Source organism: Faecalicoccus acidiformans (genome assembly GCF_014202635.1).
Taxonomy (GTDB): domain Bacteria; phylum Bacillota_I; class Bacilli_A; order Erysipelotrichales; family Erysipelotrichaceae; genus Faecalicoccus; species Faecalicoccus acidiformans.
This window is the reverse complement of record NZ_JACHHD010000014.1, coordinates 18470-38722: the sequence shown is the minus strand read 5'-3', so window position 1 is coordinate 38722 and position 20253 is coordinate 18470. Positions and strand designations below refer to the sequence as shown.

Here is a 20253-nt window from a genome sequence, read left to right as displayed (position 1 = left end):
CTTTATTTTTAGTATAGCATTCTATTTTTTATTTTTCTTAAACAATTTCGTCATTGTTTCATTTCTATATGTCAATGAGCGAATACTGAGATTATCGACCTTCTTATTTGCCAGATGCAGCTGTCTATCACTGGCTACCAGATTTTCACGAACTTTTTGAAGATGGCTGATCGTCTTATCGATCTCATCGATCGCCCCTTGGAATTTGCGACTTGCCAGTTCGACATTTTTGGTAAAACCATCCTTGAAATCCATCATTTTTTCTTCAAAGTGAGTCACGTCAATATTCTGCTGACGAATTTCTATCAGTTCCTTCTTGAGCTGTGCATTTTTTAAAGCCGCATTGCGAAGAATGGTGATCATCGGAATAAAGAATTGCGGACGAATCACATACATTTTCTCATAACGGTAAGAGACATCTACGATCCCTCCGTTATAGAGTTCACTCTCTGGCTCCAACAAAGAGACCAGGATCGCATATTCGCATTTCTTTTCTCGTCGATCCTTATCCAATTCCTTAAAGAAAGATTCATTTGTTTTTTTCGTAGTCGTCTGATCGGCTTCATTTTTCATCTCGAACATAATGGAGACCAGTTCATTGCCCTCTTCATCCAGCTCACGAAAGATATAATCGCCCTTGCTGCCGGAAGAGGCATCGTTATCTTTTTCAAAATAAGAGTTTTTAAAACCGGTCGCCCGCAACTGATTAAATTGATTTTCGCAGTGTTTCTCCAAAGTCTCTCCTAACATTTTAGTGGATAATCGAAGTTTCAGATCCTTATAATATTCGATCATCTCATCTTTATCCTTGAGCTTTTGGTTCATATTCAAAAGCAGTTCTTGTTTCTGCGTCTCGATTTGATTTTTTTGGTTTTCCAAATCTTGGATTTTTTCTTTAAATGCCAGTTCTGCTTTGGCAAGATCGATCGCTCGTTGACTTTTTAATTGTTCAATTTCCTGCTCTTTCTTTTGAAGAAGTGACTGTTGTTTTTGGACAAGCGTCAACTTTTCAAACTCCGCCTGTGAACTCAATTTCTCCAGTTTGGTCTGATATTCTTTCTCCATCAATGAAAGCTGGGCTTTTCGTTTTTCTTGATCCAACTTTTCTAACTTCTCTTTTTCCAGTTCGAATTGTTCGTCCCGAACTTGTTTCAAGATTTCAATATATAACGAGTCATCGATCGGTATGATCGTCTGGCAGTTGGGACAACGGATTTCTTTCATGCTCATTCCTCCTCATCTTATTATCTTGAAAAAAAGATCAGAGAAACACTCTGATCAAAATACGCGTTTTACTGTAATCTTATAACCAGAATCTGTTTTCGAAATCGGACCGACAAGAGTGATGGCTTGATTTCCTTGTTGGATCTGATGATCCGGGTCTTCAATCTGGATCATGACGGACTGATCCTCATTCCACAAGATCATGCCTTCTTTTTCATCACGGATCGTTTGCGGAAGCTGGCCACGCACCCAGACATCTTGATCCGTATTCACCAGCACATCTCCATATTGCCAAACTTCATCCACACGAAGCGGGTCATTTTGTGACCAGGAAACTAAATATTCATCATCACTCTCTTCTGGCGTAGAAGGTTGGGCTGCAGGGTTTGATTCTTCTTGGTCTTCTGATGCTTCCTGATTGGCTGTTTCTTCTGTTTCTTCCGGCTCTTTGGAAGATTCTGTATCTTCTTTCACACTTAAGATCAAAGTATTGCTGGAAATGCCATCCTGGCTGGCCGTAATCTGATAATCTCCTGCCTCGTCGGCTGTGAAGCGAAGAATTTCTCCGTCCCATTTCAAATCAGGATCCTTTGTCGCATGGAAAGCATCTTCGGAAAGTTCGATGGAATCTGGTTCCACTTGGACTTCGATCTGAATCGTTTCATCAGGTTCCACCTCTTTTTGATCACAAGACAGGCGGATTGATTCGATTTCTTGCGAACCACAGCCGCATAAGGCAAGAACCATAAATAAGCTTGCGATTTTTTTCATATTATCCTCCTTATAACCGCTTTTCAAATCCTCCATGAATCTTTTGTCCTTCGTTCAAAATCACAAAAGCCTTTGGATCTATTTCATGTATGATTTTCTCTAAACGGCGAATCTCATATTTATTCAAAGCAACCACTAAGATATCTTCGTGCTCTCCGGTATAAACTCCAGTTCCATCCCAGCGTGTCACACCACGATGGAGGCGCTGCAAGATCTCCATTTTTAAATCCGGGTTCTTTGTAAATATCATAGCCGAAATATTGATATTTTGATAGTGAACACGATCCGCTACCGTATACATCAGGGCAACAAAGATGATGGAGTAAAGAGCGCTTTGAACATCGACGATATAGGCGAAAATCACAAAAACAAAGATATTCAAGAGAATCGAAAGCTTCCCGACTGAAAAATCCGGCTTGGTCTTAGAAAAATAGACCCCCAAAATATCGATTCCTCCGGCACATGAACTGCTCTGAAGACAAAGGCCTACTCCAACACCGCTCATCAATGCCCCGAAAGCGCAATTGCTGAGCATATCGGGCATCACAGCTTCGTGAATCGGCGGCAACAAAGACAACGTGACCATCTGGATCAAAATGCTGATCAAGGTTCGGATACAAAAAGATTTCGAGATGGAACGCAGGGCCAAAATATAGAGAGGTACATTCAACAATAAGTTCATAAATCCGGTCAAATCTAAATTCTCAGGATTCGGATTTAACGGGCGCAAGACAAGGTTCAAGATCTGTGCCACCCCTACAACGCCTCCCGAGTTCAGACCGCTGGGTGTGATGAACAAATAGATTCCCAGAGAAAACAAGAAACTTCCAGCGATTACTTTGATATACTTCATGACTTCATCTTTCATGTTTTTTCGATCTCCTTTTTTACATGACTGCCTGGCAAAAGGCGCAATCCTTTGGGAATCTTATTATTGATGCGGTGTCCATCGCTTTTCCCAAAGCCAAAAGGCAATCCGTCAATACAATAAGCCACATACCCTTTTGAAACTTGCGATACGATCGGGGCTCCGTGCATCACTTCATCCATTTGCTCCAGGCTTAATTCCTGGGTGAGAACATAATTCTCTTTAGAAAATGCCTGAAACAAGGCATGCGCCGGTTCTAAACGGTTTTTGATCCAAGTCCCTGCCAAGACGCCCTGACGCAAAACACGAACTTGAGATAATTTCAAGAACGGATGATCCATGACATACACATGATCTTTTTGAACGAGGATCTGTTTTGGAATCGAACGGATCCATTGGCCTAAGGCTTCTTCTGTCTTCCTATCTCTCTTTTTAAGTTTTTGAATAGGCAGCGCTCTTTTTGTCCCTGCCGTCTTCTGCATCTTGCAGACAAAATGGCCTTCGCCTCCATCCATCGGATAAATTCGGACAACCTTTTGCGCATCCATTCCTAAAGTGGGAATTCCTCTTCGTCCAAACGAACAATCAGGATCGATCTGGATCATATCCGGATGCTCTTTTAAAAAGGCTGCGATCACTTCTTCATTTTCTTCTTTAGAATAGGTACAGGTGGAATAGACCAGGATTCCATCTTTTTTAAGAGCCCGATAAGCACAAGACAGGATCTCTTTTTGCCGGCGAGCACAAGCTTGAACATGTTCTAAAGACCATGACTGCATGGCCGCATCGTGTTTTTTCATCATCCCTTCACCAGAACAAGGCGCATCCACCAAAACTTTATCAAAGCAATCGTGAAGTTCTTCGCATAAAGGACCAACTTCGCCTTGGGTCAAGACAAAATTCTGGACCCCCATCCGTTCCAGATTTGACAATAGGACCATCGCTCGTTTCGAATCATATTCATTGCAGACCAGAATGCCGTCATCAAGGTGTGAAGCAATCTGGGTGCTCTTGCCGCCAGGGGCCGCACAAAGATCCAATACGATATCTTCCGGTTGAACATCCAAGATCTGTACGGCACTGGATGCACTGGGTTCTTGTAAATAAAAGGCTCCTGCCAAATGATACGGATGATTGCCCAGCGGGCGATCTACATAAAAGCTTTGCGAACAAAAAGGACTCGGTTTTCCTAAAGGCACGTTGGCTTCCAGCTTTTCCCTTGAGAGCTTGCGAGGATCATACCGCAGTCCTCGAAGCAAAGGAGAAGACAAACTGTCCACAAAGGCTTCATAGTCTTCTTTCAATTCATTTTTCATCCGTTCTAAAAAAAGTGTTTCCATATTCTCTCTCTTATTATAGTACAGTTTCTGGGCGAAGGCGTGTCGCAATTGCACTGGAAGTCGCCGGCGCATCCCATCCGCAGCCAAAAGCAAAATCAGCCTGATTCATAAAATAGGTTACCGCCTCTTCTAAAGAAACATGTATTTCAAAAACTTCAACATGGGTATGCGGCCCTGAACTGTTTCCACTGTTTCCCGATAGTGCCAATACATCCCCCTGATGCACTTGCTGGCCGGCTTGTACATAGAATTCATTGGAAAGATGTGCCAAAGAGATCGCATAAAGCTGCTCTTGGACAGAGACTATCATACAGATCGTGTTGCCGCCTCCATATGGCCACCCTTCCCAGTTGCCTAAATAGCCGCCAACAGAATCACAAGGAGTATCCGCATACAGGATGATTCCGTTAGCCGGTGCTGAAACTTCAGAATACAGATTCGATGCCAGGTCCATCCCCAGATGCAGTCCTCCTTGCGGATACTGCCAAGTACCAGCGGATATCGTACTGACTGAGATCATGTTTTGAAAAAATGGACTTGTCTGTGCAATTGAAGCTTGCGGACTCAAACAAGTATACGGAACTTGCCAGTCGTTGGCATGGACTCCGCCAAATACCGGAAGATCTTGCGTGCCTTGAATGATCTGAAAAGAATCAAATGTCTGTCCGGTTTTAAACTCTGGTGTTTGGCCTTTTCCAAAACGAAGCCACAAATCCTTTTGAGCTGATTCGACTCGCTTTTGGATCTTGTCCATATCTTGGCTAGTCGTTTGAAATGATTCCCATTGTTTTTCCAGCTTCTGAACCTGTTCTTGAAGCGATTGATATTGACCGCATTGTGTCACCAGACTTTGCAGCGGGTTTTGCAGATCATTTGAAAAAACAGGGTATGTCCTTTGATTCTTTAACAGCTCGATCGCAATCTGATCTTTTTGACGTTGTATTTTTTTCTTTTGTTGAAGCAAATCATTCTTTTGTTCTTGAAGCTGATCTTCGATTTGATCTTTTTGAATCTGGATCGTTTCTTTTTGAGATAGAATCTCTTGATATAACTTGGAAAGATCTTTGGAAACCGAAGATGCATGGTGTATATCACAAGTTTCTGCTTGCGTTTCAAGGGTATGAAGTCGTGCCCACCAATCCGTTTGTACGGGTGCGCTTCCAAAAGAAAAAGGCAAAAAAAAGCAGACCAAGAATTGAGAAATTCGCATAAAATCTCCTTCTACTGTCTGTTTTCTTCGCCCTTAGCTTATCATAGATTCTGATGGATTTTCAATCTTTTTATAGAGAGGGGCCGCATTTAAAATCATCAAGAAGACAAGCGATGTCGCAAGCACATTCATCGTCACATCCAAAAGCCCATGAATCAAAAAGATGCCGATCATCCCGACCATCAAGCCAAAGACAGCCGAATCTTTTTTTCGCATCGAAAAAATTTCTGGCAATAAGAATCGGAAAGCATAAACCACAAGTAGCACGACTCCCACGATTCCATAAGAAGCAAAGGCATCGATATAGATATTATGGCAATGAGGGGCTTTATGTCCGTCAAATATCCGATAATACAGGCCGTACGATTGTGGCCCTAAGCCAAACAAAGGGAAGGCACAAAAGCCGATCCAGGCGCACCGCCAGATCTTAAAACGTGATTCTAAAGTGCTCATGTCGGTAATCCGCGGAATCTTGGTCGGATCCAGACATACAAATAGGATACCTATCCCGATCACAATCATCGAAACCCAAAACCAGCCTTTTTCTTTAGCCAGCCATAAGAACAAAGGAATGACGATCACAAATGGCAAGATAGCTGTCCGACATCCTGTCAAAAGCAGCAGTCCAAAATTAAACAAAGAAACAAGTACGACAAAAATCCGATAAGAAATCCTCTTATTTTGCGTAAATCGATAGACCGCTAAAAAAATCCACATTTCCAACATCGTGGCATAAAGATTGGCATTTCCAAAAGTCGCCATGATTCTTCGTTTGGGAGAATTCTGAATATGAAATTCCCAAAAAGAATAGCCTTCGGCTTGCGAAAATGCCTGAAATTGAAAGAGGGCATAAATACCTGTCAAAATAGAAAGCACGAGCATCAAATCGATTCCCAGAATCAACGTCTTGGGATGGATCTTATCCCGATAAAGAGCCAGCCACACCATGACCAGCCCCATCCCCAAGGCATTGACGAGACCAACCATGTTCGAAGCCCAGGCCGAAACAACGATCTGCAGCCCAATAAAGCCGTAGATCCAAAGGGCTCCGGGTTGTTTGCGAAGAGCTGGGATCAATTCTTTCTTATAAAGTGAGATTCCTAAAACGATCATCAGATAAACTGCGGTGATTGCTTGGGTACAAAACAAGGAAACGATCAATCCTATAAAAAGAGCATCATAGCCTCTCAAAGATTTTATATTCAATATCCATTCTTTCATTGTTTTCATTCTATCCAATCTTATCTCTGACTTCAAGCATCCAAGTAGGGTTCGATGATGCCCAGAACCACTTGATATCCCGCATCGCTCAAATGCAGTCCATCGACTGTATATTCTGACTTGAGATTTCCTTGCTCATCTTTTAATTCTGAAAACAAATCAATATAATCTAATTCTTGTTCTTTGGCTATTTCCTGCAAACCTTGATTCACTTCCTGGATATGGTCATTGGAGCACAATCCGACTGTAGCTGGATTTACTTGCGCATTGACCGGGATCAAAGAGATCAAAGTGATTTTTGCCAACGAGCGTTCCGTCTGTATTTGACCAATGATTTCTTGAAGAGATTCTATTGTTTGCTGCGGTGTTTTTCCGTCTATTAAATCGTTGGTCCCTAACCAAACAAAGACTTGAGAGGGATTGTAGATCGTGACTCGATTGTTTAAATCTGCCAGGACATTATCTGTGGTGTTGCCCGCCACACCGCTGTTGACTACTGAATAATCTGGAAAGGCTGCATCCAAATCAAAATAGTCTGTCAAAGAGTCTCCTAAAAAAACATTATTTGCATCGATTTGTTTGATTTCTTTTGTCTTTGTGACAACTCTCTCTTTTACAAAGGCGCCGGAAGCCAGCCCTATCCCTAAAACAAAGCTCAAAAATGTTCCCGCACAAAGTAAAAGTGCCAAAGAAAGACGTATCTTCACCATTCTTTTCCGTTTCACAAAAAATTCTCCTATAAAAAAATGCCTGATTGCTCAGACATTCTTGATTCAACTGGTGCCGACAGCAAGACTCGAACTTGCGACCTACGCGTTACGAGTGCGTTGCACTACCAACTGTGCTATGTCGGCAACTGCTCAAATATAATATCATACTTTTTTAAAATGTACACATAAAATTAAAAAAATGAGAGTTTGAATCATTCATTATAAAAAAAGAGCGTCAAAACGCTCTTGTTATTGATTGAGTTGATTGATCTGGGCCTGAATTGTTTCGATTTGTTTTTCTAAATTGGAAATCGTATCGTTGTTTGATGCAATGGCCGTATTCAAATCCGCAATCGTCTCGCTGTCTCCGGACGCTTGTGCCGTCTGCAGTTCTGTTTCTAATGTGCTCGCATATTGTTGGTTGGTAGCCAACTGACTTTGCAGACTGGAAAGCTGAGACTGTAAACTAGAAAGTTGCTGCTGCTGTTGCTGAGCAGAAGCATCTCTGGATTCACGCAGCTGAGACACTAACTTTTCAAATTTCGTATTTGCATTGGATGAAGCCAGTTCATCAATCCGATCTTGTAAAACTTTCGGAAGATCCTGATATCCTGCTTCCAAGTCGATGATCTGATACTGTTGACTGGCTGTCAACGAACTCCACTTGCTTAAAAGATCAGAAATCGTTTTATAACTTTCGTTTTCAGGATCCGACACTTGTTCCTGGAATGTTTCTAACTCATCTACTAACTCTAGATAGGTCATCTTTGTTTGTTCCTGGAAATACTCATTGATTGCAGATTTTTGCGTCTCGTTGAGCATCTCGTAATCCTCTTTCATATTCAAGAGTTCCAAGCGCTCAGAATCAGACATCAGAGTAGCCGAGCTATCGAGATCACTGCCGTATTCATCCGCATAGGCAACTAATCGATCATATGCCTTTTCCATGTCTTCCGTTACAATATGAGCAGGATTCCATACATAGACTTTATAGGCATAGCCGCCTAAACATCCCAGTCCTAACACAATCACTAAAATGATCCAGGGTAATAGCTTTCGAGATTTCTTTTTTGAGCGTGATTTCTTTTTTGGCTTCTCTTCCTCTTTATGCGCAATTCCCTTCGCATTGGATTTATTCAAATCGACTTTGAGTTTAGCTTTTACTTCCTGGTTTTGGTCGTAATCGCTTAGAGCTTTGGCCACACTTTCCACATCAAAAGATTGTGTTTTAAGATCCTCAATAGAAGATGTGGTAAAATCGTCATCCTCTTCTTCCCAACCGTCATTTTCTTCCAGCTGTGAATAATAGAATCTTTTTTCTTCTTCCGCGATGGTAGACTGTCCTCTTTCTTTACGCAAAAGATCCAATGCCGAAGAAAGAGTCTGTTCAGCTTCTTTGCGATCAATTACACTTTGATCCTCATCCGCATCTTCCTTTTTTTGTTCATCGGCATAAATTGCCATATCTGTTTTTTTATTTAATAAAGCCTTGGCAAAATCATCGATTTCCCCTTTTTTTGGCTGTTGGTTTTTTTTGTCCATGGTATTCCTCCATTTGTGTATATCATAACAAATCCCTTTCACAAAATAAAGAAAAGAGTCACTGGCTTGTCAAAGGAAAAAGGGATGTTTATAATGAAATTATGAAAAATGATGAATTGATCAAACAAATTGCCCAACCCATTTTAGAACAGTTGGAAAAATATGAAAATCTTGTCGGAAATGATAAGATCCGCGCTTTACCTGAGATTCGCTTTGTGCTGGAGCGCAATCATGATGGCCCCATAATGATAGGCGACATCGAGCTGACAGACGAACTCTTGCATGAAGTAGAACTCTATTTACAAGAGCAGATCGAAATGAAACACAAACCGACAGTTTTACATTGATTTTTTTCGCAAGGTACGCTATTATATTAGGGCAGTCTTGCGGGCGTGGCGAAATTGGCAGACGCACCAGACTTAGGATCTGGCGCCTTTGGCGTGGGGGTTCGAGTCCCTTCGCCCGCACCAATCAGGAAAAAATGGACAGATATATTCTGTTCTTTTTTTATTTATGCTTTATATAAAGGCTTTTTGATAATATCTACTTTTGACTTTTTATTTTTTTACTTTTGCACTACTAGGACTATCGGTTGTTTTTCATCTTGAAAATACCTCCAACTTTCTCAAAAAAACGTTTCTAAAATACCTCTGACTTATAATTTTTAAGGTATCTTGAATATTTAAAAAGTTCATTTTCTTACATTTTTAACGTCTTTTTTTGATAAAACTTTTAGCTAAACAATATATTGATGACCGCTCATATAAAGTAATACAATATCCATATTGTCTATAATTAAAGGAGATATCTATGCATTCTTTCAAATAAGCCAGGTACTTCACACTGAATTACCTGGCTATTTTTTAAAAATTTGAAAATCATAACTAAATGGACGGTTCAAAATTAAATGAGTTTTAGTGAGTTTACTCTTTAAAACCATCAGAGGTAATTTTACTCCCCTAAAAATAAAATTTCTATCAACAGTTTAAATCTATTTCATATTTATTTATTCAGAAGTATATAACTAACAACATGACAAAAGTCTTACAGAACCTATTTTCGACCAATTTTAGCCAACAACACATAAATACCTACAAACAACAGAATCAACAATGGGTATGAAATCATATTTATTGAATTAAACGAAGAATCCATCCAAGGTACCACAGAATTCATTTGATAATGTGATCCAAAAAATAAGATGACATATAATAATATCGACAAGCATAATATACAGAAAAGATGGATACCGAGTTCATAATTGTCGATAGCACGAATTTTCCTTCTCTGAATACCTAACTGACTCAATATTTCATTTCTTTGCATCCTGACTAAATCATCTTGCTTAAAGAAATAATATAAAAACATCACAGACACAAACGTTAATAATGCAGTAATGATCGCATAGATCAACACCCTTCTTTCATATTTTTCTACCTCGATTCTCTTTTCAGTACTTTTATTGATCAGTTGTAATCCCTCATTAGAACAAATCGTGGAAATCGTTTCTTCTATCGGTGCCTTATTCATATCGGAATCCAGCCAAATAGAAATATGTGATACCGGATCCTCTAATTCAAAAAAGGAATCAGAAGCAATGACTGTATAAGGTAAGGTAAATGCCTGTAAAAGTAGTGAATCTGTATAATCATATTTAGAAGAATCATTGAGTGGCCTTCGTATGATCCCCTGTACCTTAGCTTGATGTTGTTGTCCGTCTCTATTTTGTATCGTTACTTCATCGCCAACTTTAATAGAGTTTTCTTCATATATTTCAGTACATACATTATTTGTTGAATCCTCCTTATTATCGAGAGGATATATTTGACTCGCATCTAATTCATTTTTTGCTTCACTATAACAAAATGCAGGAAGATATAAGATCACTTCTTCACCGCTGTTAAATGTATCTTCATTGAAGCTTCCTTCATCAATATCAGTAAATATTCTATCCTTAAATCTGGAAGAAGAAACATACAAAACATTAGGAAAGACTTGATTGATCCCTTTATCACCTATTTGAAAAATTGGATAGTCAATAAAATCTTTATTAAACACTGCCTGACTTTGATCGTTCCAGGCTACTGAAAATTGACCACTGCTCAAATATAAACTTTCAAAATAGTTTACTCCTTGTATAGAACTTAATTTTGTGACGATTGAAGGATCTATAGTTTTAATATTTCCCTGAGAATCATATTCTGCCTGGATCAAAAAATCCGAAAATCCATTATAGTAGTTTTCCATAAAACGACTTTCGTTAAAACTAGTTAGAGTCAATAATAGGCTAACTAAAAGAGAAGATGTCAAAAGAATTTGAACTATTTTTCTTTTTAAGTTCCAGCGAATATTTCGTATAGCCATTCTAAATGGTGACATTTTTTTATATTGTTTAACGGACAATCTCCTTGTGCGAATAAGAATAGCCTCCGTATACGTATTGATATTTTCTGGAATTCTAAAAACCTGAATCATTGATAATAAAATGGACAGCACTAAAGAAATCAAAAACAATATGACTGCAAATAAATACATCTGCCCTGGCAGTTTCATCCATAAACAACTGATAGGAAAAATAAAAAGTGGCAAAATCATGCTCTTACTGTAAAGGTGAAGTAGATCTTTAATCAAAATCTTATGATCCGCTCCAAGTGACTTCAGTATCTGAATCTCTTTATAATGCTTTCTGGTCCATTGAAAGAATGTATAAGACACCAACAAAATAGAACTGACGATGGCAAACAATCCAATAACTGTATAAGATAAGTTACTGGTAGAGAATGGATTATAGTTAACCTCAATTGCCGTATTTTCTAAAATCTCTTGATTCTTTTCTAAATGAATTTCATTTAAAATATTTTCATACCCTTTTTGAGGAATCAAGTAGATATTTTTTGATTGTTCTATTAAACCGGGACTTTGGGCAATAAAGGCATTCGGAAAATCTCTTTGAATGGCCCACGTTGAAGAGTAATTATCTATAATTCCACAAACAGTAAAATCTTTTGTAACATGTCCTTCTGTAGTTTGTACGGTCGCTGAAATTTTTAGTTGCAGATCATAGCTTTTTCGCAATTGATCCAAAATCTGAGATTCAACAACGATCTCACCCTCTTTCTTAGGCCAATGTCCTTTAACCAAATCTAAATTCGCCATGTCAAAGAATTGAGTATCCCCGTACCCAACTAAACCTATCGATCGATCATCGCTCAATATATTTCCATAAATTCCTGTAGTCCCTGTTTTTTCCATCAATTCATGTTCCTGTAGAAGATCCTCATTTTCAGATGAAACATCCACAACTACACCCTGCCATGAGCCATACCATTTCTCATTTTCATCTTTTGTGATCTCATAAATATGGTATTGTGAATATAATGTAAATAATAAAATGAGCACTGAAACCGCAAGAATGGCAGTAAGATAAAGAATCAACTTCTTATTACGGGAATAATAATGGAATTTATGTCGTTTCATAAGACATCACCTGCCCATCCTCCATATACTGCATCGTATCTGCTTTTTTAGCCAGATCCATATCATGAGTAACCATGATAATAGTTTGAGAATAGAGTCTTTGACATTCTCTCAAAAGGGAAACAACCTGTTTTGCGTTTTTTCTATCCAGATTCCCCGTTGGTTCATCGGCTAATATAATCGATGGCTTACGTATAATGGCCCGCGCAATAGAAACTCTTTGTTGCTCTCCTCCAGAAAGTTCATAAGGAAACTTTTTCAGTACATCCTGTAATTCCAAATATTGTAATACACCATCCATAAACTCTTTATCTACCCTTTGTTGATTTAAATCAAATGGGATCATCAAATTTTCTATAACGGTCAATTCTTGGAGAAGGTTAAAAAACTGAAAAATAAAACCTATATGATTTCGTCGAAAGGCAGCTCTTTCTCCTCGTGTCATTGTTGTTAATTCCGTACCTTTTACACAGATTGAACCAGAATCTACCTCTATCAATCCTCCGATCGCATTTAATAATGTTGATTTCCCACATCCACTTTTTCCAATGATCGAAGTAAAAGAAGAGGGTTTAACTTCCAGGGAACAATCTTTTAAAGCTTTTGTCCCCTTTGTAACTCCTTTATAAACTTTATTAACATTTTGAAGTTTGACAATGGCATCCATAAGTAGTCCTCCTTATATTCCTATCTTATCAATTCTTATATTACAAAATCTTTACAAAACAAAAACTGGAAACTAATATGTGAATGTTTCCAGTTGATGTAGAGGTAAATGGATAAAAAATTTAACTTGTTTGCCCTTTGATTCAACATGTATGGTACCAAAATGTTGTTCAATGATCTGCTTAGCCATGTGAAGTCCAATACCATAATGCTCCTTAGCGCAGCTTGCTGTTTCATACCTGGAAAAAATATCAACCGATGGATCTAAAGGTATTCCTGTATCAGAGATTTCTAACAGTATACGATTATCCACGTGATTTAAGATGATTTGGATATTGGAATTTTTATCTGCAAAATCAATACAGTTTTTTAAAATTGTTTCTATCACTTCCTGCATCCAAAAACTATCCATGGCTAAATAACAACTTTGGATATCTTTTACAAAGTGTATGTTTTTTGTCTTAGCATCTTCTCTAACACAGTCAACTGCTAAATGGATGACTTGCTGCAAATCAGATACCTGAAAACTTAAATATTTTTGATGATTACGAATTTTATAGCCACTCAAAAATTGGTTCAACAGTTTATTGGAACGCTCCAGTTCTTCAATGATTCGTTTCTTATATTTGATCGTATCTTCATCTTCTTTGATTAAATCTGTGTTTAATATAACAGTAGATAAAGAAGATTTAAGTTGATGCGCAATATTCTCATACTCTTCATTTTGTACCGCTATATCCTTTATAAGAGTTTCTATTTTATTTCTATATTGCTGGTGGATTTGAAATACGGAATACAGAATTTCATTGTCATAATCAAATCTTCCATTTTTGATAGATTGTAAAATCCATTCATTCTGCTTCTTCTCTTTTTTCTTCTTATATACATACAGAGCAATTCCAACGCCGATAAAACATAGTAAGAGAAGAAAAATCAATATGACATAAGTATTTCTGTACAAATGAGAATAAAGATATTGTTGCCCCGTTTCTCCATATCCATTTAAGACCAGTTGCCTCCATGCATGATCAATTTGCACACCATCGGCTTGATTAAAAAGATAGTGAATCGGATTATCTGATGTGGCCAAAACAACGGTTTGATTCAGAAATCCCTGAAACAGTTCATGAAATAAAAAAACAAAGGCTGCAAAAAAAGCACCAAATCCTATCAAAATATAAATTAAATTTTTTTTCACTGCTTCCACCTGAATCCTAATGTTCTAAAACTTTCTATATGATAAGCATCATGATCTAATTTTTTCTTTAATTCAGAAATACGCACGCTCAGCGTCGATAAAGAAGGATAATGAGAAGTATGACTGAAAATCAGGCGACAGCAATTCTCACGAGTGATAAAATCAGGATACACCTTAAACATTCCTTCCAAGATACTGAGCTCCACAGTGGAAAGTTCATAGATGTTTTGTTGAATCGTTAATAAGTGCTCTTTTAAATTTAAGGTTGCAGAGCCAATCTGGTATATTTCTTTATATTTTCCTGAACGATGCAAAATTGATTCTATTTTAGCTAAAAGAATGTTTAAGCGAACCGGCTTTTCAATATAATCATCCGCCTGTAAAGAATAACTTTTCAAGATGCTGGTTTCTGAAGTATCGGAAGAAATGAACAGTATTGGATTCTCTGATGTCTCCCGGATTCTTTCACATAAATCTAACCCATTTCCATCCGGTAATCGTACATCCAAAAGATACAGATCAAAAGCTTTTTCAATCTCATTAAGGGCTTGTCGAAAATTGAAACATACTGTTGTCTCAAACCCTTTAGGTTCGACAACTTCTTTCAATGTCAAAGCTAAGTTTTTATCATCCTCTACTATTAAAATACGCATACTGACCTTCCGTGTTTTTAGTGACTATATTATATCATTGAAAAAAATCTATCGATTATATATTTTTTTCTAGAGTAGTATGGATTACCGTTTTCTTAAAAAATATAGATACCTGTTTTATTTTTTATGTCTGATCATCTATTGCCATCAAAAATATTTTTTCTCACGTAATATTAGAACATAGTGGGTTCCAGGGATTCCCTGAGTGGGACGAGGCTATCCGAATCCATTGCTTGCTAAGATAGTGTATCGCTCCTGGTATCTTCTTTGAATTTATGATCTGTTTTCTTGACCTTCTCAAAAAAATCACCGTGTTTGAATTCTTTTTGGACAGGGATTACGAGGATATTTTTCAATCCCTAATCTTGTTTTCAGATCATCGTTTACATATTTTCCATACTTTGGTGGAGAATCCCTGATATGTTCTGAATCGTTTTCGTTGCTAATCGTCCGGCTCGATCATTATCCAAATGCAAAACTATAGAATTCACTTCCGGAAAATCTCTTAAAAACTGTTCCAACGCTATCGGTGTTTTACAGGAAATCTTTGAATCGTTTCATAATCTTTTTGATACAACTTCATCAAAGAAGCATAAGACAATACATCAATGGATGCTTCACAAACATGAACAGCATTCGTTGGATTTTTAGCCTGTAAAAGAAAAGAAAATGCCTTATTGCTTCCAAACGAATCACCTTTATAGTCGTTATGGATTCCTCGTAAATTGATATATTTTGGAATTGGTTTTTGATGATCAAAACCAACAAAGGCAACCTGTTTATATACATGGCCCGTGTCTATATTTTTAAAAACAGATTGAAAAATCAAATCTTTTTGGATACAGTTTTGGATCAATTCTTCATCAATCCCCCGTCTTTTTAAATAGACAACAGCTTCAAAATCGTTTTCATCTTTTTGTGGAAAAAGAAGGTTTCGTTCTTTTGGTTTTGGATGATCTTTTATATCTTCCCATACAATATCTTTTGAAAGATTTTGCAGATGTTTGACCGCTTCTTTAAAAGAAAACCCTTCGACCTTGATCAAAAAGTCCAATGCAGATCTTCCACCAATACCAACAGATTGCCAGTGCCAAAGTCCATTGGAAATATGAAGACTATCATGATCCCGAATACAAAACGTATTTCGAGAAATCTATTTTAATCGATCCGGATCTGTCTGAAGCAGGTAAGATAACAGATCAATTTTTTTCAGTTCTGCTAATTTCTCTGACTCAATAAACATTCCTTTCACCTCCTGGGTTACGATGATTTAGATAAACCATTTTCGCGAAAAAAAGGCCACAAGCTTTTCAACTTATGACCTTATTCATGAATTCTTTTAAACGATTTTTATTGAATTTGTTCTTTTAATTTTTTAGCTGATTTAAACTTCACAACCTTAGAAGCTGGAATATCAATCTCTTCTTTCGTCATTGGATTGATTCCTTTTCTGGCGGCTCTTTCTGTAATTTGGAAGATTCCAAAGTCAGAGATAGAAACTTTTTCACCTTCCGATAAGGCTTTGGTAATTTCTTCCAACACCGTATTTACTGCAACTGTAGCATCTGCAATAGTTGTAGCCTGTGCGTCTTTAACCGCTTCAATCAAATCTTTTTTTGTTAATATTTCTAACACTCCATTCCAAATTGGCTATAAATATCTTACTCTCAATCAATAGGAAAAGATAGCCTATGATAATTTACACTTCAACATTAATCATAAGGCTTATATTCGACACTGCGATTCCTAAAATCTATAAACAATTGAAATGCATTACGATTTTCATCTTCATCCCAGATTTCGACAAATTCTGGAGTCACTTCAATTAAAATTTCCGTATCCTCATGTGAATAGGCATTGTAACTCTGCCACAAAAATTCTTTATATTTCTTTTCAAAAACTTTTCCCGGTTCATCAACAACTAACCCTTTATTTATAGCTTTTCCTTCTACCTGTACACCATTAAAGCACATTGCAACTTGAGCATTTTTGAATAGCTGCTGTGTTTTTCTAAAATTTTTATCCGTTTTAAAATAGATCTTATCGTTGTAAAAAATACAACTAACATTTCGCACCATTGGATAGTTGTCTACGCAACTAGCCAGTGCCATGATTTTCCAATCTCCCAGTTTTTCATCCATGATTTTTTTAGCTTCTGTAAACTCCATAATGTTCCTCCTTCTTTAAATCACGCCTTGATATCCTAACATCAAAAAAATCAATGTTATTACAATAAATCCACCTAAAATAACCATTTCATTTGATTTCTCATGTACCGTCTCTGATGAAGTAACTAAATGAGAACTTCTTAATGCGGTTATGACCGGCTTATACAACAGCAAACTGGCACCAGCATTGATTCCATATTTGATCAAATTGAATGGCAGGATACCGGGAATTAACATAGCTGCTACAGCTTCTCTTGGAATTCCAAAATAGATCGGAGTAATTATATAATTCCATAAAAGCATGCTCAAGGTAGTCAATACAACTCCTGCTCCTAATCCAATCAAAGCACCTTTTTTCGTATGTTCTTTTTTGTATATCGCTCCTGCAACACAGGCAAACATACACGTTGATATCATATTCATCAAAATATCAAGAATCGTTCCTCCACGAAACATGATATCCAGCACGGCACAAATAGCACTCATGGCAAATGCACTGAAAGGCCCATAGATAAAACCAGCAATTACGATCACTATGTCCTTAGGATCGTAACTTAGAAATGATACCGAAGGAATGATGGGAAAATGAATCAGCAGATTCACAACCATTGCCATGGCACACATCATTCCGATGGTAGTAATTTTCTTTGTGCGACTATTCATGATATACACCTCCATAAACAAAGAAAACGCGCCTAAAATAACTCTTCCAGTTCAGGTGCGTCTTTTGTCTATAAAAATGTACAAAAAAAGCATCTTCTTCCATCCAGACTATACTGTCGGCTTCGGAGTTGCACCGAATCTGCCTTTCGGCTCGTGGGCTGTACCACCGGTCGAGAATTTCACTCTGCCCTGAAGATTTATTTTATGCAGTTATATGATACCATTAAAACAATGAATGTAAACGCTTTAATTTAAACTTTTACATGGGCGGTTTTAACCCAAGGGATAAAAATCGAAAAACTTTAAACCCTAAAAGCTCCAATTTCCGAAAAACTTTTGAACTATGCACCTCCATAATCATTGCACTAAAAAAACAGGTATATAAAAAAGTTTTTACTTATTTTCGATAAAAACTTTTTGAAAAGAAAAGGAATGATCCATCTATGAACCATTCCTCTTATATCGTTTTATACTATCTCTGTTTCCGGATATTTCTCGTCAATCAATTCTTCCATTATCCTGTATAACACCTCGCAGAAGATGATCCGTTCCGGTTTCTACTGTTTCATTGGGTTTTCCTGTATCTTCCATGATGACTTTCTGATCTTCACCAGTTGTCGCATCCGCTTTTGAAATCTTTACTTTTGTGATCTCATCTTTCTTAACTACCTTAGCTGGCTTGTCGCTATCATCAATAGTAAAAGTGATATCGGATGTCATAGTGTAATCAATAAAGGCAAAATCTTCATGCAGAGTATATTCTTCATCGCTCTTCAATCCCCGAATCATTTGAGCTTCTTCGATCAATTACCATGTTTCAATCCGATTTCCTTCTGCATCGAAAACCGATAACTAACCACCCGGAACAATCCGCATACAATTCAGTATTTTTGGCAAATTGTATACCCATAGTCATTTTATACGCAATCAAAGCTAATTCTCGAATACAATTTTTTCGTGTTCCTTCTATATAAGCTTATATTTTTTTAACGCATAAACGATTCCATCTTCTCCGGCACTCTTGGTCACAAAGTCCGCAACTTGACAAACGACAGGATCTGCATTTTGCATAGCTACACCGACTTTTGTATATTGGAGCATTTCCATATCATTTTGACCGTCACCAAATGACATTGTTTCTGAAACATCAATATCATAATACGCCAGCATCGCCTGAATCCCTTTAAATTTGCCGCCTTGGGCACTGATGATATCCACGCCATATGGATTCCATCGCGTGATCGTACAATCTTCTAATGTCTGTGAGAGTCTATGGGCCTGTTCTTCATCAATAAATGCCGTACATTGATAAAACGGATCATTGTTGTAAGAAGAAACAGGAGGTACTTTACTGGATATTGCCGTTTGGGCCTGTATCACTTGCGGCGTTACTGTATTGATATACAATCTATCTCTTTCAACAAGAACCATCGGGAATGCGCATGTAGAAAACAAAGAAGCTAGCTGTTTTTGATCGTGCCCTTCGATCGGATTGGCTAAGAGGATCTGTTTTTGTGCATTCAAGCATAATTGACCATTCAACAAGACATAGCCATCAAAAGGAAAATCAATCTGGAGTTCTTTTAATTCTGTAATGTGTCGCGCCGTTGCCAGAAACAGCCGAATTCCTTTTTCCTTTAAAGCATATAAAGCTTTAAGAGTGTTCTCTGAAATTCTTCCAAGATCATGACAAACCAAAGTTCCATCTACATCAAAAAAAATTCCTTTTATTTTCATATCGGCATCCTTCTTTTTTAATTCATGTATCAAAATAGCGTCCTCTTACATAATGAATGTTTACATATTGGTTTTAAAAAATCAAATTTCTTTTCATAAAATTTATGAACTGGCTAAATATGTTTTTTTAACAAAAAGAAAAAGAATTATTAATTGATTTAGGTACGAATGGAGAAATGGTCTATAGTGATCAGAATCACTATATCGTGACCAGCGCTGCTTGTGGACCGGCTTTTGAAGGGGGACACATGAAATGTGGAATCGGTGCTGTAGTTGGAGCTGTGGATAAAGTATGGTTTGATCAATGTCTGAAATACCATTCGCTTCAAGATCAACAAGCAGTTGGTGTTTGCGGAAATGGGTATATTTCCTGGCTTGCGACATTGTTAAAGAAAGGTGTCTTGCAGAAAAGCGGTTATATGGAGCATGATTCTTATTTATGCGGCGATATCGTATTAACTAAAAAGGATATTCGTGAATTTCAACTTTCAAAATCAGCCATCATTGCTACTCTTGATTGTCTTTTACAAGATAAAGAAGTTGACAGAGTTTATTTATCGGGTGGTTTTTCAAAAAGCATCGATATAGAAGACTGTATACGATTAGGTTTATTTAGTCATACCTGGAAGGATAAAAGTTCTATTTCCGGCAATACCGCTTTAAGAGGCATATGTCAATATGCGCTTTTGCAGAATAGAAAAAAGATCGAAGAAATTCAAGGAAAGTCTAAAACGATTTCTTTAATGGAGAATTCTTTTTTTTTGAATACTTTGTTGATAATATGTATTTTATAGAAAGAGAATGA

General features: G+C 37.4%; 20 protein-coding genes, 2 tRNA genes and 1 riboswitch. Of the genes, 3 read left to right on the top strand and 19 right to left on the bottom strand.

Features of this window, described 5'->3' with window-relative positions; all coding sequences use genetic code 11:
• Nucleotides 1-21 precede the first annotated feature (21 nt).
• The 9 genes from HNQ43_RS07140 to HNQ43_RS07100 form a co-directional block, all read right to left on the bottom strand.
• Nucleotides 22-1224 (bottom strand): DUF2130 domain-containing protein, encoded by a 1203-nt coding sequence (locus HNQ43_RS07140; protein ID WP_183376287.1) that lies wholly within the window; start codon nucleotides 1222-1224, stop codon nucleotides 22-24.
• A gap of 54 nt (nucleotides 1225-1278) precedes the next feature.
• Nucleotides 1279-1995 carry a hypothetical protein gene (locus tag HNQ43_RS07135; RefSeq protein ID WP_183376285.1) on the bottom strand — a complete coding sequence of 239 codons (717 nt, stop codon included), beginning with the start codon at nucleotides 1993-1995 and terminating at the stop codon, nucleotides 1279-1281.
• Between the two features lie 10 nt (nucleotides 1996-2005).
• Nucleotides 2006-2863 carry a YitT family protein gene (locus tag HNQ43_RS07130; protein ID WP_183376283.1) on the bottom strand — a complete coding sequence of 286 codons (858 nt, stop codon included), beginning with the start codon at nucleotides 2861-2863 and terminating at the stop codon, nucleotides 2006-2008.
• Complete coding sequence (locus HNQ43_RS07125) at nucleotides 2860-4203, bottom strand: RsmB/NOP family class I SAM-dependent RNA methyltransferase (protein ID WP_183376281.1); 1344 nt, start codon at nucleotides 4201-4203, stop codon at nucleotides 2860-2862. The genes HNQ43_RS07130 and HNQ43_RS07125 overlap by 4 nt, the downstream gene beginning before the upstream one ends.
• Before the next feature lie 13 nt (nucleotides 4204-4216).
• Nucleotides 4217-5413, bottom strand: a complete 1197-nt coding sequence (locus HNQ43_RS07120; protein WP_183376279.1) for a peptidoglycan DD-metalloendopeptidase family protein — start codon at nucleotides 5411-5413, stop codon at nucleotides 4217-4219.
• A gap of 33 nt (nucleotides 5414-5446) precedes the next feature.
• Complete coding sequence (locus HNQ43_RS07115; protein ID WP_183376277.1) at nucleotides 5447-6634, bottom strand: O-antigen ligase family protein; 1188 nt, start codon at nucleotides 6632-6634, stop codon at nucleotides 5447-5449.
• Nucleotides 6635-6666: 32 nt separating this feature from the next.
• Nucleotides 6667-7359, bottom strand: a complete 693-nt coding sequence (locus HNQ43_RS07110) for a GDSL-type esterase/lipase family protein (RefSeq protein ID WP_183376275.1) — start codon at nucleotides 7357-7359, stop codon at nucleotides 6667-6669.
• Nucleotides 7360-7412: 53 nt separating this feature from the next.
• Nucleotides 7413-7488: transfer RNA gene (locus HNQ43_RS07105), tRNA-Thr, on the bottom strand.
• A 105-nt stretch (nucleotides 7489-7593) separates the two neighbouring features.
• Nucleotides 7594-8886: a hypothetical protein gene (locus tag HNQ43_RS07100; protein WP_183376273.1), complete on the bottom strand. Its 1293-nt coding sequence runs from the start codon at nucleotides 8884-8886 to the stop codon at nucleotides 7594-7596.
• 101 nt (nucleotides 8887-8987) lie between these two features.
• On the opposite strand from HNQ43_RS07100, the gene HNQ43_RS07095 reads away from it, so the two are divergent.
• Entirely contained in the window at nucleotides 8988-9233 is a 246-nt protein-coding gene (locus HNQ43_RS07095; protein WP_183376271.1) for a hypothetical protein, read from the top strand.
• A 39-nt stretch (nucleotides 9234-9272) separates the two neighbouring features.
• Nucleotides 9273-9356, top strand: a tRNA-Leu gene (locus HNQ43_RS07090).
• A 583-nt stretch (nucleotides 9357-9939) separates the two neighbouring features.
• On the opposite strand, the gene HNQ43_RS07085 is transcribed toward HNQ43_RS07090, so the two are convergent.
• The 10 genes from HNQ43_RS07085 to HNQ43_RS07035 all read right to left on the bottom strand — a co-directional run bounded on the left by HNQ43_RS07085 (nucleotide 9940) and on the right by HNQ43_RS07035 (nucleotide 19448).
• Nucleotides 9940-12363, bottom strand: coding sequence for an ABC transporter permease family protein (locus HNQ43_RS07085; RefSeq protein WP_183376269.1), 2424 nt, complete (start codon nucleotides 12361-12363; stop codon nucleotides 9940-9942).
• Complete coding sequence (locus tag HNQ43_RS07080; protein ID WP_183376268.1) at nucleotides 12350-13030, bottom strand: ABC transporter ATP-binding protein; 681 nt, start codon at nucleotides 13028-13030, stop codon at nucleotides 12350-12352. Before HNQ43_RS07080 ends, HNQ43_RS07085 begins: the two co-directional genes overlap by 14 nt.
• Before the next feature lie 72 nt (nucleotides 13031-13102).
• Entirely contained in the window at nucleotides 13103-14227 is a 1125-nt protein-coding gene (locus HNQ43_RS09295) for an ATP-binding protein (RefSeq protein WP_183376266.1), read from the bottom strand.
• Nucleotides 14224-14880: a response regulator transcription factor gene (locus tag HNQ43_RS07070; RefSeq protein WP_183376264.1), complete on the bottom strand. Its 657-nt coding sequence runs from the start codon at nucleotides 14878-14880 to the stop codon at nucleotides 14224-14226. Before HNQ43_RS07070 ends, HNQ43_RS09295 begins: the two co-directional genes overlap by 4 nt.
• A gap of 523 nt (nucleotides 14881-15403) precedes the next feature.
• The gene (locus HNQ43_RS07060; RefSeq protein WP_183376260.1) at nucleotides 15404-15934 is read right to left on the bottom strand and encodes a DUF3991 domain-containing protein; all 531 of its coding nucleotides are present in this window, start codon (nucleotides 15932-15934) and stop codon (nucleotides 15404-15406) included.
• Between the two features lie 296 nt (nucleotides 15935-16230).
• Nucleotides 16231-16515, bottom strand: a complete 285-nt coding sequence (locus HNQ43_RS07055; protein ID WP_183376258.1) for an HU family DNA-binding protein — start codon at nucleotides 16513-16515, stop codon at nucleotides 16231-16233.
• A gap of 77 nt (nucleotides 16516-16592) precedes the next feature.
• Nucleotides 16593-17048, bottom strand: a complete 456-nt coding sequence (locus tag HNQ43_RS07050; RefSeq protein ID WP_183376256.1) for a pyridoxamine 5'-phosphate oxidase family protein — start codon at nucleotides 17046-17048, stop codon at nucleotides 16593-16595.
• Between the two features lie 15 nt (nucleotides 17049-17063).
• Nucleotides 17064-17711 carry an ECF transporter S component gene (locus HNQ43_RS07045; RefSeq protein ID WP_183376254.1) on the bottom strand — a complete coding sequence of 216 codons (648 nt, stop codon included), beginning with the start codon at nucleotides 17709-17711 and terminating at the stop codon, nucleotides 17064-17066.
• An 87-nt stretch (nucleotides 17712-17798) separates the two neighbouring features.
• Nucleotides 17799-17912, bottom strand: a riboswitch (FMN riboswitch).
• 297 nt (nucleotides 17913-18209) lie between these two features.
• Nucleotides 18210-18518, bottom strand: a complete 309-nt coding sequence (locus HNQ43_RS07040; protein WP_183376252.1) for a hypothetical protein — start codon at nucleotides 18516-18518, stop codon at nucleotides 18210-18212.
• A 159-nt stretch (nucleotides 18519-18677) separates the two neighbouring features.
• A complete protein-coding gene (locus HNQ43_RS07035; protein WP_183376250.1) occupies nucleotides 18678-19448 on the bottom strand; it encodes a Cof-type HAD-IIB family hydrolase in 771 nt (256 codons plus the stop codon).
• Between the two features lie 152 nt (nucleotides 19449-19600).
• Here HNQ43_RS07035 and HNQ43_RS07030 point away from each other — a divergent pair, with 152 nt between their 5' ends.
• The gene (locus HNQ43_RS07030) at nucleotides 19601-20242 is read left to right on the top strand and encodes an ASKHA domain-containing protein (RefSeq protein WP_342353967.1); all 642 of its coding nucleotides are present in this window, start codon (nucleotides 19601-19603) and stop codon (nucleotides 20240-20242) included.
• Nucleotides 20243-20253: the final 11 nt, after the last annotated feature.

Coding starts and splice junctions, on each gene's coding strand:
- HNQ43_RS07135 (WP_183376285.1), bottom strand. CDS start 1,995: ATGAAAAAAATCGCAAGCTTATTTATGGTTCTTGCCTTATGCGGCTGT.
- HNQ43_RS07125 (WP_183376281.1), bottom strand. CDS start 4,203: ATGGAAACACTTTTTTTAGAACGGATGAAAAATGAATTGAAAGAAGAC.
- HNQ43_RS07085 (WP_183376269.1), bottom strand. CDS start 12,363: ATGAAACGACATAAATTCCATTATTATTCCCGTAATAAGAAGTTGATT.
- HNQ43_RS07050 (WP_183376256.1), bottom strand. CDS start 17,048: ATGGAGTTTACAGAAGCTAAAAAAATCATGGATGAAAAACTGGGAGAT.
- HNQ43_RS07130 (WP_183376283.1), bottom strand. CDS start 2,863: ATGAAAGATGAAGTCATGAAGTATATCAAAGTAATCGCTGGAAGTTTC.
- HNQ43_RS07120 (WP_183376279.1), bottom strand. CDS start 5,413: ATGCGAATTTCTCAATTCTTGGTCTGCTTTTTTTTGCCTTTTTCTTTT.
- HNQ43_RS07070 (WP_183376264.1), bottom strand. CDS start 14,880: ATGCGTATTTTAATAGTAGAGGATGATAAAAACTTAGCTTTGACATTG.
- HNQ43_RS07035 (WP_183376250.1), bottom strand. CDS start 19,448: ATGAAAATAAAAGGAATTTTTTTTGATGTAGATGGAACTTTGGTTTGT.
- HNQ43_RS07140 (WP_183376287.1), bottom strand. CDS start 1,224: ATGAAAGAAATCCGTTGTCCCAACTGCCAGACGATCATACCGATCGAT.
- HNQ43_RS07095 (WP_183376271.1), top strand. CDS start 8,988: ATGAAAAATGATGAATTGATCAAACAAATTGCCCAACCCATTTTAGAA.
- HNQ43_RS07100 (WP_183376273.1), bottom strand. CDS start 8,886: ATGGACAAAAAAAACCAACAGCCAAAAAAAGGGGAAATCGATGATTTT.
- HNQ43_RS07080 (WP_183376268.1), bottom strand. CDS start 13,030: ATGGATGCCATTGTCAAACTTCAAAATGTTAATAAAGTTTATAAAGGA.
- HNQ43_RS07115 (WP_183376277.1), bottom strand. CDS start 6,634: ATGAAAGAATGGATATTGAATATAAAATCTTTGAGAGGCTATGATGCT.
- HNQ43_RS07045 (WP_183376254.1), bottom strand. CDS start 17,711: ATGAATAGTCGCACAAAGAAAATTACTACCATCGGAATGATGTGTGCC.